The following is a 13,665-nucleotide window of genomic DNA, read 5'->3' as shown; positions in this document are numbered from 1 at the left end:
GCAATCATGCCGGCAAACCGGGTTCTCAGGCATCGATGCTGACCAAAAAAGGAAAATACGGGCTCAAGGCGCTTGTCCATCTGGCGCAACTCGAACCTGGCAAGACCGCGTTCGTGAGCGACATTGCTCAGCAGAACAATATCTCAAAGAAGTTTCTCGACGCGATCCTTCTGGAATTGCGCAAGGGCGGGATTCTTCGTTCGAAGAAGGGGCCGGGTGGCGGTTATGCCTTGTCGAAACCGGCATCGGAGATCTCCATCGGTCATGCCGTGAGAATTCTCGACGGCCCGCTTGCGCCGATCCTGTGTGCCAGCAAGACTGCTTTCGAGCCTTGTGACGATTGCGATCATCCGGAAGACTGTCAGGTGCGCCATTCGATGGTGGAAGTTCGCGATGCGATTTCAGCAGTTCTGGATAACATGACGCTTGAGCAGATGGTTGCCAAAGGATCATCGGTCGAGAACGAGATCGCCGCGCGATAAGTTGTCTCGCGTCACCAATGCCTGCACCCAAGCCTTGAATGTCCGATCCGGTCATGCCGCTTTATATTTGTGGCCTCGCCAGCTGAATTGAATCGGGCTAAGAGGCCTGCGATTGAAGCGATGGAACGAGACCTATGAACACGCCCTGGAAAAAGCCGGTTGTCGTATCCGTTGGAGAGCCACCGGAGGAGACACTCATCGAGACGACGCAAGCCGCTGCCTGGGCGATGATCGAGGACTGGCCAACCGAGGATGGCACGTTTCTCGACAAGGCGCTGGAAATCTGTGCTGCAGTCGATGCCGGCAGGAAAAAGCCTGAAGATGCCCGACAGGCTTTCGTCGATGCTGCGCGCGAAGCGGGCATTCTGATCCGGGCGTGATCGAGCGAGCCGACGTGCAGCGCCGGCGCGGGGCTTCATGCCTTGTCGAGCGCCTGAGCAAGGTCGGCAATTAGGTCGTCCGGATGCTCAATCCCGATCGACAACCGGATCGTCGAATCGAGTACACCGATGCGCTGACGCACGTCTGCAGGTACACCTGAATGCGTCATGCTGGCGGGGTGGGAACCGAGAGATTCCGTGCCTCCGAGACTGACCGCGAGCTTGATGATCTGCAGCGCGTTGAGAAACCGGAAAGCTGCGGGCTGGCCGCCCTTTATATCGAACGAAAATGTCGAGCCGGCACCGCTGCACTGGGAGGCGTAGACGCGCCCGATGGGGGATTCAGGTTCCGCTAAACCGAGATAGTGAAGCTTGCCGACCTTGGGATGATCCTTCAGGAAATCGGCAGTGGCTTTCGCATTGCTGTTCGCGCGCTCCATCCGGATCTGCAGCGTCTCCAGCGATCGGCCGAGCATCCAGCATGAATGAGGGTCGAGCTGAGTTCCGATCGACCCTCGCAAGGACCGGATCTGCGTGATGATCGCCTTGCTGCCGAGGGCAGCCCCGGCGATCAGATCCGAATGGCCCCCAACATATTTGGTCAGGGAATAAAGCGAGATATCTGCACCATGCTGCAGAGGTCTCTGAAAAACGGGGCCAAGAAGGGTGTTGTCGCAGGCGACAATGGGGATGTGTCCCTGTTGCTCGCCGATCCTGTCGGCGATCCGTCTGACCAGAGCGACATCAACGAGGCCGTTGGTCGGATTGGCCGGCGTCTCGATGAGGATCACCGAAACACGTCCTTTTTTCATCGCCTCTTCCGCCGCCGCATTGATCGAACTCTCATCGACGCCATCGGCAAAACCGACGGCCGCAACGCCGAGGTTCGCAAATGTCTTCGAAAGCAGGGTTTCCGTTCCGCCGTAAAGTGGCTGGGAATGCACGATTACATCGCCGGGACGGACGAAGGCCAGCAGAGTGGTCGAGATCGCGGCCATACCCGAGGAAAAGACGGCTCCGCTTTCCGCACGTTCATAGACCGCAAGACGATCCTCGACGATCTCGCTATTGGGATGGTTGAAGCGCGAATAGACCAGTCCCGCGCCGCGGCCCTCCGGCGGGACCTTGCGGCCCGATACGTAGTCGAAGAAATCGCGACCATCTTCCGCCGATTTGAAGACGAAGGTTGATGTGAGGAATACCGGCGGCTTGACCGCGCCTTCGGAAAGCTCGGGATCGTAGCCGTAGTTCAGCATCTGCGTTTCCGGGTGCAGCTCGTGATTGCCGATGCTGGTCTTCGAGGGATGCGGCGAGGTCATGATGCTCTCCTGATACGACTTGCGGCGGAAAATACCGCCTAGCTCTGTCTTAGATCTGGGGCTTTTCGCAGCGGTTGGAAGGAGATGTCGCCCAGATCTTTTCTTCGGAAACTGTGAAGTCCGACTTTCTAACGAAACAGACACCCTGCCGAACCGGGTAAAGTTCGACAGGGTAGGTCTTGGCGACATGTCTTTCGTCGGGAACGTAGCGCTCAGAGGCGCTTCACGCCCGAGGAGATGATGTCGAGATAGACGGCGATGACAAGGATGATGCCCTTGATGATCTGCTGCCAGAACGTATCGACGCCGAGCATGGACATGCCGTTATCGAGGCTGGCCATGATCAATGCGCCAACAAGCGCGCCGATAACGGAGCCGACACCGCCGCGCATCGAGGTGCCGCCGATGAAGCAGGACGCGATTGCATCCAGCTCGCCGCCGAAACCGGCCGATGGCGTACCAGCGGCGAGGCGTGCCGTTGTCGTGATCCCGGCCAGTGCCGCCATCAGGCCCATCAGGCCGAACACCACCATCTTGACCAGATTGACGTTGACGCCGGACAGACGCGTGGCTTCGGAATTCGAGCCGACGGCATAGATATAGCGGCCGAATACTGTTCCCTTGGCGATGATCGTGAAGATGCCCAGCACGAAGAGCAGCATCAGCACGGGGACAGGAATGCCTTGGTAGGAATTCAGCACCAGCACGAAGCCGAGGATGAACAGAGCGATGACGACCAGTCTGACCGCTTCCATCACCGGGGTCGGTACTTGCAGGTTATGCTGCAGACGTTTGCGGCGCGTCCTGAATGCCATGACAAGCAGGACAAGGAAGAGCAGAACGGCGCATCCGTTGCCGAGCCAGCCGGGAAGATAGCCCTGGCCGATATAGCGCAGGCTGGGAGAAACCGGGGCAATGGTGATGCCGCCTGTCAGGCCCAGTACCGCCCCTCGAAAGGCAAGCTGCCCGCCGAGAGTGACGATGAAGGAAGGAATACCGAGATAGGCCGTCAGCCAGCCGTTCATCAGGCCAAGGGCCGCGCCGGCAAGCAGAACGAAGGAGATAGTGCCGGCCAAGGGCCAGCCATACACCGCATCAAGAATGGCCGCGATACCGCCCAGAAGGCCAAGCAGGGAGCCTACGGATAGATCGATTTCGCCCGCCACGATGACGAAGACCATCGCGGCCGCCAATATCCCGGTGATCGCCATCTGGCGCAGCAGGTTGGAGAAGTTACGCGCGGTCAGGAAGCCTGAGACACCCGTATCGGCATTATAGGTGAGATATCCAAACAGAGCCCAGATCAGGCCGACCACGATCAGCAGGGCTACAATCTTGTTTTCGGAAAGGAATTTTCGAAGATTTACATTCGCCATGTTTAAAGCGCCTTCTACAGCGGTAACCGCAAATTCAGGCCATCTGCGTGGACTGGCCCAAAGCCGCAGCCAGCACGTGTTCCTGGGTCAGGTTGTCATTGACGAAATCGCCGCGCAGCCGGCCTTCCCCAATCACAAGGACACGGTCGGATATCCCCAAAACTTCAGTCAGTTCAGACGACACCATCAGAACCGCCACCCCGGCCTTGGCTAGCGCGAAGATCAATTTGTAGATTTCGTATTTTGCGCCGACATCGACGCCACGGGTCGGTTCGTCGAGGATGAGTATGCGCGGATCGGGCAGCATCATCTTGGAAAGCACTGCCTTTTGCTGGTTGCCGCCCGAAAGGGAGGCAATGGGCAGCATCGGATCGGCCGTCTTGATCTTCAGACGCAGGATTTCCGCCTGGATCTGGGCAAGTTCCTCATGCTCGTCGATAAGCCCGAAAGCGGCAAAGCGATTGAGCACCGAGATCGTCATGTTATGCCCGACGCCGATGATCGGAAGGATGCCGCTTCGCTTGCGATCTTCCGGCACCATGCAGATCCCGGCCTTGACGGCGTCGCGCGGCGAACGGATCGTGATCTCGCGCCCGTCGAGATGGACACTTCCCTTGTGGCTGCCAGCATAGGCGCCGAATAGCGTTGAGACCAGTTCGGTCCGACCGGCGCCGACCAATCCCGCTATGCCCAAGATTTCACCCCTGCGGATCTGGAAGGAAACATCGTCGACCACCTTCCGGTCGGGATTGGTGACATCCCAGCAGGAGACATTGTGGGCCTCGAGAACGACTTCGCCGATCGCATGCTCTTCCTTGGGATAGAGGTTCTTCATTTCCCGGCCGACCATCATCGTCACGATGTTGGCCGTCGTCAGCTCGCTGATCGGACGTGTGGCGATATGTGTGCCGTCGCGAATGACGGTGACGGTGTCGGAAATCTCGGCCACTTCCTCGAGCTTGTGAGAAATGTAGACACAGGCGAGACCTCCGGCCTTCAAACTCTTGATCAGATCGAGCAGGGTTCGGATTTCGGTTGCCGTCAGTGCCGATGTTGGCTCATCGAGGATCAGCAGCTTGGCGTCCTTGTTGAGCGCCTTGGCGATCTCGATGAGCTGCTGCTTGCCGCCGGAATAGTTGAGAACGGGCAGCGCCGGGTTGATGTCATGGACATTCAGCTTGGCGAGCAGTTCCTGCGCCCGGGCGTTCATCGCATCATAGTCGAGAAAACCGTGATTGCTGATTTCGGACCCGAGGAAGATGTTTTCCGCGACGGACAGATGCGGAACCATCATCAATTCCTGGTGGATGATGGCGATGCCCGCCTTTTCCGTTTCGCGGATGGACGAGGCCTTCAGTTCGTGCCCCTCCCATAGGATTTCGCCTTCCCAGGTGCCATAGGGATAGACTGCGGACAGGACCTTCATCAGCGTCGATTTGCCGGCCCCATTTTCACCGCAGAGGCCGACACATTCCCCACGGCGGACCTGAAGATGAATCCCATCCAGAGCCTTCACACCGGAAAAGCTCTTGGAGATGTTCTTCATTTCGAGAAGAAATTCACTCATCGTACCCTCGTAATGCTTGAAGGCCCCGGAACCGGTTGATGTCCCGGGGCCGTTCGCTCGTTTACTTCAGGCCGATCTGTTCCTTGGTGTAGAACCCATCCTTCACATAGATGTCGATATTCTCCTTGGTGACAGCGGTCGGCGTCAGCAACAGGGTGTCCACATCCTTGGTCCCGTTGTTGATTTTCGAGGTGAATGCCGGCTTTTCACCCTTAACCAGCTGTACCGTAAGTTTTGCAGCTTCGGAGGCGATCAGCTTCAGCGGCTTGTAGACGGTGACCGTCTGGGTTCCGTCGAGCAGCCGCTTGACGGCAGCAAGGTCGGAATCCTGCCCGGAAACGGCAGTCTTGCCGGCAAGGCCTTGGGCGGCAAGCGCCTGGATTGCACCACCTGCCGTACCATCATTGGAGGCGACCACGGCATCGATCTTGTTGTCGGCGGCCGTCAGCGCGTTTTCCATGATCGAAAGCGCTTCGGTCGGGCTCCACTCCTTGACCCACTGCGAGCCGACGATCTTTACCTTGCCGGAATCTACTGCTGCCTTAAGGGCCTTTTCCTGGCCGGCACGCAGATATTTGGCGTTATTGTCGGTTGGAGAGCCACCAAGCAGGTAATAATTGCCTTCCGGCTTCACCTTCAGAACGTTTTCGGCCTGCATGAAACCGACGCGCTCGTTGTCGAAGGAAATATAGGCGTCGATATCGGCATTGAGGATCAGGCGGTCATAGGACAGGACCTTGATACCGGACGCCTTGGCATCTGCGACAACCGCGTCGAAAACCTTGGAGTTCATCGGCACGATGACGATCGCGTCAACGCCTTGGGCGATCAGGTTTTCAACCTGCTTGACCTGCTTTTCCTCATTTCCATCTGCAGACTGGACGCTGACCTTGGCGCCCAGCCCTTCGGCCGCCTGGATGAAATAGTCACGGTCACGCACCCACCGTTCGACGCGCAGATCGTCGATCGAGAAGCCGATGACCGGCTTGTCGGGTGATGCGGCCGCAGTGCTGATGCCGGCAAAGGTGCCTGCCGCGAGACCAAGTGTTGCAGTCGTCAACAAAAGAAATTTCTTCATGAACTTACCTCCTCTATGATGCGGCCGAGACCGGCACGCTCCCAACGCCCATGCTCCCCGAGCATGCAGCCCACAGACCCATGCAAGATGCCAGTATGTGGTTGTTGCCTCCTATCGTGGCTGTCGCCACGTCGTAACCATTCCGCGAAGATGCGGTAGTTACCTCCTCTTGGTGTATTTGATACGGCTGTTCCTTCGGGTTGGAAAGCGGATTTGATGCACGTACCTCAAGTGCGACAATTTGTCGCACTTGAGGTACGGAAAGACTTAAGAAATGGCAGGTTTTGGCTAGTCAAAAAGCCAGCTCCCGCGCGGGCATAACCCGATCTGCAGCCTAGCGGGTGAATCTGTTTCGCTGATATTCGCGTGGGCTGCAGCCTAGCTCGCGCTTGAAGACCGTGTGCATATACTGGCTGTTGTTGAAGCCGCTGAGTTCCGCGACACGTTCCAGAGGCAGGCTTTCGTCGCCGAGCATCTCCTGCGCAAGCTGCAGCCGATAGGCGAGCATGTCGTCGTGAACCGTGTAACCGAAGGTGCGGCGGAAATGAGTCTCCAGCGTCGTTCGGGAGACGCCGACATAGGCGGCGACCTGCGCGACCTTGATCCCCTGGCCGGCGAACTGGCGAATATAATGACGCGCCCGCATCACGTAAGGGTCGTAGATCGGCTGGTAACGGGAAGACATTTGAGCATTCAAACCTTCCGGCGGGACGATCACACGGGTCTCATCCAATGTGGCGCCGATCAGCCTGCGGTGCAGCATCGCGGCGGCGGTGCGCCCCATGATGCGGGTCCCCTGCCGCACGGAGCTGATCGGAATACGTGTGAGCATGCGCAGCAGAGGGTCGTCGTCGATACCAACGATCGAGACCTGTTCAGGAACCGCGATATCCGCCAGAATGCAGGCCTGCAGGATGTGGCGCGCACGGGAGTCCGTCACGGCGATCACGCCGATCGGCTTCGGCAGGCCTTTCAGCCACGCGATCACATCGGCAAGGATGTCGTCCCAGTCCGGCCCGAATGTACCTTGTCCCTTGAAAACTTCCGGCTTGGCACGATCCCGCGCGCAGAGCTTCAGATAGGCTTTCTCGCGTTCTTCCGACCAGCGATATGAACGGGTCTCCGGCAGCCCGTAAAACGCAAAGCGCGGCAGGCCCATGTCGACCAGATGGGTATAAGCTTCCGTTACCAGCTTTTCGTTATCCGTCGCCACGTAAGGAAAATTGCGGGGATAATCGGCGTCCCGGTGATAGGAGCCGCCGACGCCGATAACCGGTATCGACACCTCCGACAGCGCCTTGACGAATTCCGGATCGTCGAAATCCGCGATGATACCGTTTCCCGACCAGTCAGCGATCCCTGCAACGCTGTCGCGAAAATCCTCGTGCAGCAGCATGTCCCAGACGGCACGTGTCGATTTCACGTAATCGCAGACACCTGCAATGATCTCCCGCCCGTAACTTCCACGCGCCTTGAAAAGCAGCGCGACCTGAAATTCATTGCGTTTCTTCGCGGTCATCATCTCCTCCATCAGACCCCGATTCATCAGCGATATCAACTTGTCGGTGTTTGCAAGAAAAACCTTCGCAATCATCAAGACTGTTAAAAATTATAACGGGGGGTGCAAAACTGCATGGTCTAGGTTCCGAGAATGAACCGGGGGTGGAGCCTCGGCTCGGAGGGATCTGGCGTCATCTGCCAGGCTTATTGGAGGAAATTGTCATGAAATCATTTTGCCTCGGGGCCGCTACGGTCCTGGGATTGACCCTGGCTGGCTCGGTGCTGGCCGATGACGTCCGCATGCTGGCGATCGAGCCGAATGTTCCGGAAGGACGGCAATATTATCTCGATGTCGCGAAGGCATATGAGGCTGCAAATCCGGGCACAAAGGTGCAGTTCGACTTTCTCGACGACACGTCGTTCAAGTCCAAGCTGCCGACCCTGCTGCAGTCTTCCGCACGTCCTGACGCCTTTTTCACCTGGACCGGCGGTGTGTTCTACGAACAGGCCAAGGCCGGCGTGCTGAAGGATATTTCGGTCGATTTTACGGATGCGGACCGCAAGAACTATTCGCCCTCTGGCATCCAGTCGATGAGCCATGATGGCAAACTCTATGGTGTGCCGATGTATGCCGCAAGCGTCGTGCTTTGGTACAACAAGGCGCTTGTCGAAAAGGCCGGTGTCGATCCCAAGGCGATCAAGAACTGGCAAGACCTGCTTGCCGCTTCCAAGAAAATCCAGGGCGCCGGCATCGTGCCGATCGTCATGGGCGGCAAGGACAAGTGGCCGATCGCCCTCTTCTACGGCCAGCTTGCTGCCCGTATCGCCGGCACCGATGGCGTCGCAGCCGCCGACAAGGGCGAGAACGAAGGCTTCAACAATCCTGCCTTTGTTCAGGCTGGCGAAGCCCTGAAGCAGCTGGCCGATATAAAGCCATTCCAGCCGGGTTACATGGATACGACACAGCCGAAGGCGGCTGGCCTGTTCGGTGACGGCAAGGGTGCCTTTTATCTGGCCGGTAACTTCCTGGTCGGTGCACAGGCGCAGAATTCCGCCTCGGGCAAGGGGCTTGGAGACGATCTCGACTTCATCACCTTCCCTTCTGTTGACGGCGGCAAGGGCAATCCGGCCGACACGTTCGGCGGCGTCAACGGCTGGCTGGTCACCAAGGATGCTGGCAAATCGACGGTCGATTTCCTCAAATTCCTGACCAACAACAAGAACCAGACGGAAGGCGGCCGCCTGAAGATCTGGTTACCGATCGGCACCGACGCCCAGTCCGGCATTGCCGATCCGCGCCTGCGCCGGATAGCAGAAGGTCTTTCCAAGGCACCACATCACCAGCTCTATCTCGACCAGATGCTCGGTGCAAGCGTCGGTGCGGCCTTGAACGACGCCGCAGCACAGATCGTCACCGGCGACATCTCCCCGGAAGAGGCTGCAGCCCTGGTGGAAGAAGCACGCGAAATGCGCTGATCCCTTGCTTGAAAGTGGGCGTGGCGATGCATTCGCCGCGCCTCACCCAACACCGGACATATCGAGGAATGACATGACGACCATGACCGGCTCACGCCCACAGCTGAGCCCGGCGGCGCGCATTGCGCGCATGCATAGACAGGGGAAGCTCACCGCTCTCTTGCTGTTTCTGCCGCCGGCCCTGGTGCTGTTCACCCTTTTCGTCATCTGGCCGATCTTCAACGCCGCCAATCTCAGCTTCTTCAAGTGGAGCGGTTACGGCGCGATCGACAATTTTGTCGGCACGCAGAACTATCAGCGGCTTGCCAACCATTCCGTCTTTCACCAGTCCTTGTGGAATTCGGTAAAGCTGATCCTGGCGTCGCTGTTCATCCAGATTCCGCTGGCCCTTATGCTGGCTCTGCTCATCTACAAGAAGACTTCGATCAACACGGCGTTCCGGCTGATCTTCTTCGCCCCCTATATTCTCGCCGAGATCGCCTCCGGCGTGATCTGGAGCTTCATCTTCGACGGTGATTTCGGGGTGTCCGGCCAGATCGCCACCGCACTCGGGATCGAGCCTTTCTATATCCTCGCCGACCGGCAATTCGCCTTCCTGGCCATCATCACCGTCGTCGTGTGGAAATATTTCGGCTACCACATGATGATCTTCATCGCCGCCTTGCAGGCAGTGCCGGATGATCTGATCGAGGCTGCCGAAATCGACGGTGCAGGCCGCTGGCAGAAGGTGTTCTACGTCAAGCTGCCGCTGATCATGCACGCGATCAAGCTCTCCGCATTCTTCGCAATCGTTGGCGCGCTGCAGGTCTTCGACATCATCATTCCGCTCACCAATGGCGGCCCGTCGAACTCCACCCATTCGATCGTCAGCTATCTCTACACCTATGGGCTTGCGCAGCTGAATGTCGGTTATGGCGCTGCCGTCGGTGTCGTCCTGTTCATTCTCTGCATGGTGACCGCTTTCAGCTACCGGCGCCTCGCCATGGGTAAAGGAGGCGCATTATGAACCGCCCTGGCTTTTTCCTGGCGCTTGCCCGCGCCGCAGTGCTCTCGATCGTCGCGGCGCTGGTCATCGTGCCGCTGATTGCAACCTTTCTCGGCGGTTTCAAATCCGTCGGCGAATTGAGGGCCTCGCCCTTCGGCCTGCCGCCTGTGTGGCGCATCGAAACCTATACGGATATTCTCGGTGGACCGGTCTTCTGGGGTTATATCCAGAACTCGCTGATCATTTCGTTTTCGGCGGTGTTTCTCACCCTGATGCTAGCCTCGATGGCAGCCTATATCTTCGCGCAGATCCACTTTTTCGGCTCGAAATATATCCAGGCCTATCTGCTGCTGGGGCTGATGTTCCCGTTTGCCACGGCGATCGTGCCGCTCTTCCTGCAGATCCGCAATTTCGGCCTGCTAGACAATCCGCTCGGTGTGATCCTGCCCCAGACGGCCTTCTCCATGGCCTTTGCGATCGTGCTCCTGCGCAGCTTCTTCCAGCAATTGCCGAAGGAGCTGTTCGAGGCCGCCTATGTGGATGGCTGCGGGTATATCGGTTTCTTCTTCCGCTTCACCCTGCCGCTGTCGACGCCGATTCTTGCCACTGTCGGCACTTTCGTCTTCGTTCAGAGCTGGAACAACTATCTCCTGCCTCTGGTCGTGATCAATGACAGCGCAGGCTACACCTGGCCGCTCGGCATCATGCGGTATCGCGGCGAGTTCATGGTCGAGTGGAACCGCATCCTCGCCTTCGTTTCGCTGACCATCCTGCCGGCGCTGATCTTCTTCACCTTCACCCAGAAATACATCGTGGCCGGTCTCACCCGCGGCTCCGTGAAAGGATGACCTCATGACACCCGTAATCCGAAACCCGATCCTGCCCGGCTTCAATGCCGACCCTTCGATCTGCCGCGCCGGCGACGATTACTACATCGCCGTTTCGACCTTCGAATGGTATCCGGGCGTACAGATCCACCATTCGCGTGATCTCGTGAACTGGCGTCTCGTCACAAGGCCGCTCAACCGGGCCTCGCAGCTCGACATGCGCGGCGATCCGGACAGCTGCGGCATCTGGGCACCATGCCTCACCTATTCCGACGGTCTGTTCTGGCTGGTCTATACGGATGTGAAGCGCAAGAGCGGCTCGTTCAAGGATGCGCATAACTATGTGGTCACCGCGCCTTCGATCGAAGGTCCGTGGTCGGACCCGGTCTATCTGAATTCCTCCGGCTTCGATCCGTCGCTCTTTCATGATGACGATGGCCGCAAATGGCACGTGAACCTGCTTTGGGATCATCGCGGACGTCCATCCCGCTTCGGCGGCATCGTGATGCAGGAATATGACCCGGTAGAAAAGAAGCTCGTCGGGGCGATCTCCACCATCTTCAAGGGATCGCCGCTCGGTCTTTCGGAAGGGCCGCATCTCTACAAGCGTGACGGCTGGTATTACCTGATCGTTGCCGAAGGCGGCACAGGCTACAGCCACGCCGTGACGATGGCGCGTTCGCGCAATCTGACCGGCCCTTACGAACTGCATCCCGACACCCATGTCGTCACTTCACGGTTCCACCCGGATGCAACGCTGCAGCGCGGCGGGCATGGCGATTTCGTCGAGACGCCGGATGGCGGGACCTACATGGTGCATCTGTGCAGTCGACCGCTGCCCGGCCTCTACCGCTCGGTTCTTGGCCGCGAGACCTCCATCCAAAAATGCGTATGGGGTGAAGATGGCTGGCTGCGTCTGGATGGCGAAAAATTCGTGCCGCAGGACGAGGTGCCGGCCCCGAACCTGCCGGCGCATCCGTTCCCGGCAGAACCGGAGCGGTATGAGTTCAACCCGGACAGCGGATTGCCGCTGGCTTTCCAGTGGCTGCGTTCTCCTTATCCCGAACGGCTTTTTTCCCTGACGGAACGCCCCGGCCATCTGCGTCTGTTCGGGCGCGAGTCGGTCGGCTCATGGTTCGAACAGTCGCTTGTTGCACGACGCCAGACGGATTTCGATTACGATGCGGAGACGGAAGTCGATTGCGATCCGACCTCGCATCTGCAGATGGCCGGACTGATCGCCTACTACAATCGCTTCGCCTACCACTATCTCTGCGTCAGCCAGGACGAGAAGGCCGGGCGTTCGCTGCAGATCTTCTACTGCAACGGCCAATGGCCGAACGGCATGACGATGCTAGGACTGGACAATCCGATTTCCGTTCCGGACGGTCCGGTGCGCCTCCGGGTCGAGGTGCGCGGGGCGGCGTTGCGCTTCTTCTACATGAAGGATGGCGCCTGGACCCGCATCGGTCCGGTTCTCGACAATTCCGTGCTTTCCGACGAAAGCGGCGAGGGCGAGCAGAGCAAGATCACCGGCTCCTTCGTAGGCATCGGTAATTTTACAGGCGCCTTTGTGGGCATGGCGGCCCACGATCTCGGTGGGCTGGCGATGCCGGCCGACTTCTCGCATTTCACCTACAAGAACCTTCCCAAGGAATGATCCGATGGCCGTTGTCGAATATCAAAACATCAAGAAGGTTTTCGGTGCGGTCACCGTCATTCCGGATGCCTCGCTGCATATTCCGGACGGTTCCTTCACGGTCTTCGTCGGTCCGTCGGGCTGCGGAAAATCGACCTTGCTGCGCCTCACGGCGGGGCTGGAAGATGCGACCGACGGAAAGATCTTCATCGACGCGCGCGATGTGACCGAGGAACGCCCAACCGAACGCGGCATTGCCATGGTCTTCCAGTCCTATGCGCTTTACCCGCATATGGATGTGGCCGAAAATATTGGCTTCGCGCTGAAAATGGCCAAGGTTCCTAAGGCGGAAATCAAGGCGAAGGTTGAAGCCGCCGCTGATGTGCTCCAACTGACGCCGCTTTTGAAACGCAAGCCGGCGGAGCTATCCGGTGGCCAGCGGCAGCGTGTCGCCATCGGCCGCGCCATCGTGCGCCAGCCCAAGGTCTTCCTGTTCGACGAACCGCTGTCGAACCTCGATGCAGCCCTACGCACCCAGATGCGGGTCGAACTGGCGCAGCTGCACAAGCGGCTTGGCGCGACGATGATCTACGTGACCCATGACCAGGTAGAGGCCATGACGCTGGCTGACCAGATTGTCGTGCTCAACAAGGGGCTGATAGAGCAGGTCGGCGCGCCGATCGATCTCTACAACAAGCCGGAGACCCTGTTCGTCGCCGGCTTCATCGGCTCGCCGAAGATGAATTTCTTCACCGGGCCGCTGGCTGCGGCAGTCGGCGCGCATACGCTTGGTGTCCGGCCCGAGCATCTGGACGTTGATCGCAAGGACGGACTTCTTTCCGGCAGCGTGCAGTTCTCGGAACGGCTGGGCAGCGACACCTATCTGCATGTCGCGATGGAGGGCATCGGCATCGTTATTGCCCGTGCTGTGGGCGACGCGGTTTATGGGGCAGGGGAGACTGTATGGCTCTCCTACGCTCCGGAGATGACGCATCGTTTCGACGAAGCCGGCAAGCGACTGTGAAGACGAAATCCT

At 58.6% G+C, this 13,665-nt stretch carries 12 protein-coding genes; 7 read left to right on the top strand and 5 right to left on the bottom strand.

Annotation, left to right across the window (positions count from 1 at the left end; all coding sequences use genetic code 11):
- Window positions 1-35 precede the first annotated feature (35 nt).
- Entirely contained in the window at window positions 36-482 is a 447-nt protein-coding gene (locus ACI3K0_RS14585) for an RrF2 family transcriptional regulator (RefSeq protein ID WP_404945503.1), read from the top strand.
- 134 nt (window positions 483-616) lie between these two features.
- Window positions 617-862, top strand: a complete 246-nt coding sequence (locus ACI3K0_RS14580; protein ID WP_206827159.1) for a DUF982 domain-containing protein — start codon at window positions 617-619, stop codon at window positions 860-862.
- Window positions 863-897: 35 nt separating this feature from the next.
- On the opposite strand, the gene ACI3K0_RS14575 is transcribed toward ACI3K0_RS14580, so the two are convergent.
- The 5 genes from ACI3K0_RS14575 to ACI3K0_RS14555 all read right to left on the bottom strand — a co-directional run bounded on the left by ACI3K0_RS14575 (window position 898) and on the right by ACI3K0_RS14555 (window position 7,721).
- Window positions 898-2,181, bottom strand: a complete 1,284-nt coding sequence (locus ACI3K0_RS14575) for a cystathionine gamma-synthase family protein (RefSeq protein ID WP_148144492.1) — start codon at window positions 2,179-2,181, stop codon at window positions 898-900.
- A gap of 212 nt (window positions 2,182-2,393) precedes the next feature.
- Window positions 2,394-3,557, bottom strand: a complete 1,164-nt coding sequence (locus tag ACI3K0_RS14570) for a sugar ABC transporter permease (RefSeq protein WP_148144493.1) — start codon at window positions 3,555-3,557, stop codon at window positions 2,394-2,396.
- Window positions 3,558-3,591: 34 nt separating this feature from the next.
- On the bottom strand, window positions 3,592-5,124 hold the full coding sequence (locus ACI3K0_RS14565; RefSeq protein ID WP_404945502.1) for a xylose ABC transporter ATP-binding protein: 1,533 nt from the start codon (window positions 5,122-5,124) through the stop codon (window positions 3,592-3,594).
- A 61-nt stretch (window positions 5,125-5,185) separates the two neighbouring features.
- Complete coding sequence (gene xylF / locus ACI3K0_RS14560; protein WP_206827161.1) at window positions 5,186-6,202, bottom strand: D-xylose ABC transporter substrate-binding protein; 1,017 nt, start codon at window positions 6,200-6,202, stop codon at window positions 5,186-5,188.
- A 334-nt stretch (window positions 6,203-6,536) separates the two neighbouring features.
- Entirely contained in the window at window positions 6,537-7,721 is a 1,185-nt protein-coding gene (locus ACI3K0_RS14555) for a substrate-binding domain-containing protein (protein WP_404945501.1), read from the bottom strand.
- 203 nt (window positions 7,722-7,924) lie between these two features.
- Between ACI3K0_RS14555 and ACI3K0_RS14550 the strand changes: the two genes are divergently transcribed.
- From ACI3K0_RS14550 to ACI3K0_RS14530, 5 genes are all read left to right on the top strand, one after another.
- Window positions 7,925-9,178 carry an ABC transporter substrate-binding protein gene (locus ACI3K0_RS14550; RefSeq protein WP_404945500.1) on the top strand — a complete coding sequence of 418 codons (1,254 nt, stop codon included), beginning with the start codon at window positions 7,925-7,927 and terminating at the stop codon, window positions 9,176-9,178.
- 73 nt (window positions 9,179-9,251) lie between these two features.
- Window positions 9,252-10,184, top strand: a complete 933-nt coding sequence (locus ACI3K0_RS14545; RefSeq protein ID WP_404945499.1) for a carbohydrate ABC transporter permease — start codon at window positions 9,252-9,254, stop codon at window positions 10,182-10,184.
- Entirely contained in the window at window positions 10,181-11,011 is an 831-nt protein-coding gene (locus ACI3K0_RS14540; RefSeq protein WP_183994039.1) for a carbohydrate ABC transporter permease, read from the top strand. The genes ACI3K0_RS14545 and ACI3K0_RS14540 overlap by 4 nt, the downstream gene beginning before the upstream one ends.
- A gap of 4 nt (window positions 11,012-11,015) precedes the next feature.
- Complete coding sequence (locus ACI3K0_RS14535; protein WP_183685441.1) at window positions 11,016-12,650, top strand: glycoside hydrolase family 43 protein; 1,635 nt, start codon at window positions 11,016-11,018, stop codon at window positions 12,648-12,650.
- 4 nt (window positions 12,651-12,654) lie between these two features.
- Window positions 12,655-13,653 (top strand): ABC transporter ATP-binding protein, encoded by a 999-nt coding sequence (locus tag ACI3K0_RS14530; RefSeq protein ID WP_183685439.1) that lies wholly within the window; start codon window positions 12,655-12,657, stop codon window positions 13,651-13,653.
- The last annotated feature ends 12 nt before the right edge of the window (window positions 13,654-13,665 follow it).

The sequence above is a fragment of the Rhizobium sp. ZW T2_16 genome, from assembly GCF_044987325.1.
Taxonomy (GTDB): Bacteria; Pseudomonadota; Alphaproteobacteria; order Rhizobiales; family Rhizobiaceae; genus Neorhizobium; species Neorhizobium cellulosilyticum.
This window is presented reverse-complemented; position numbering and strand designations above follow the sequence as displayed.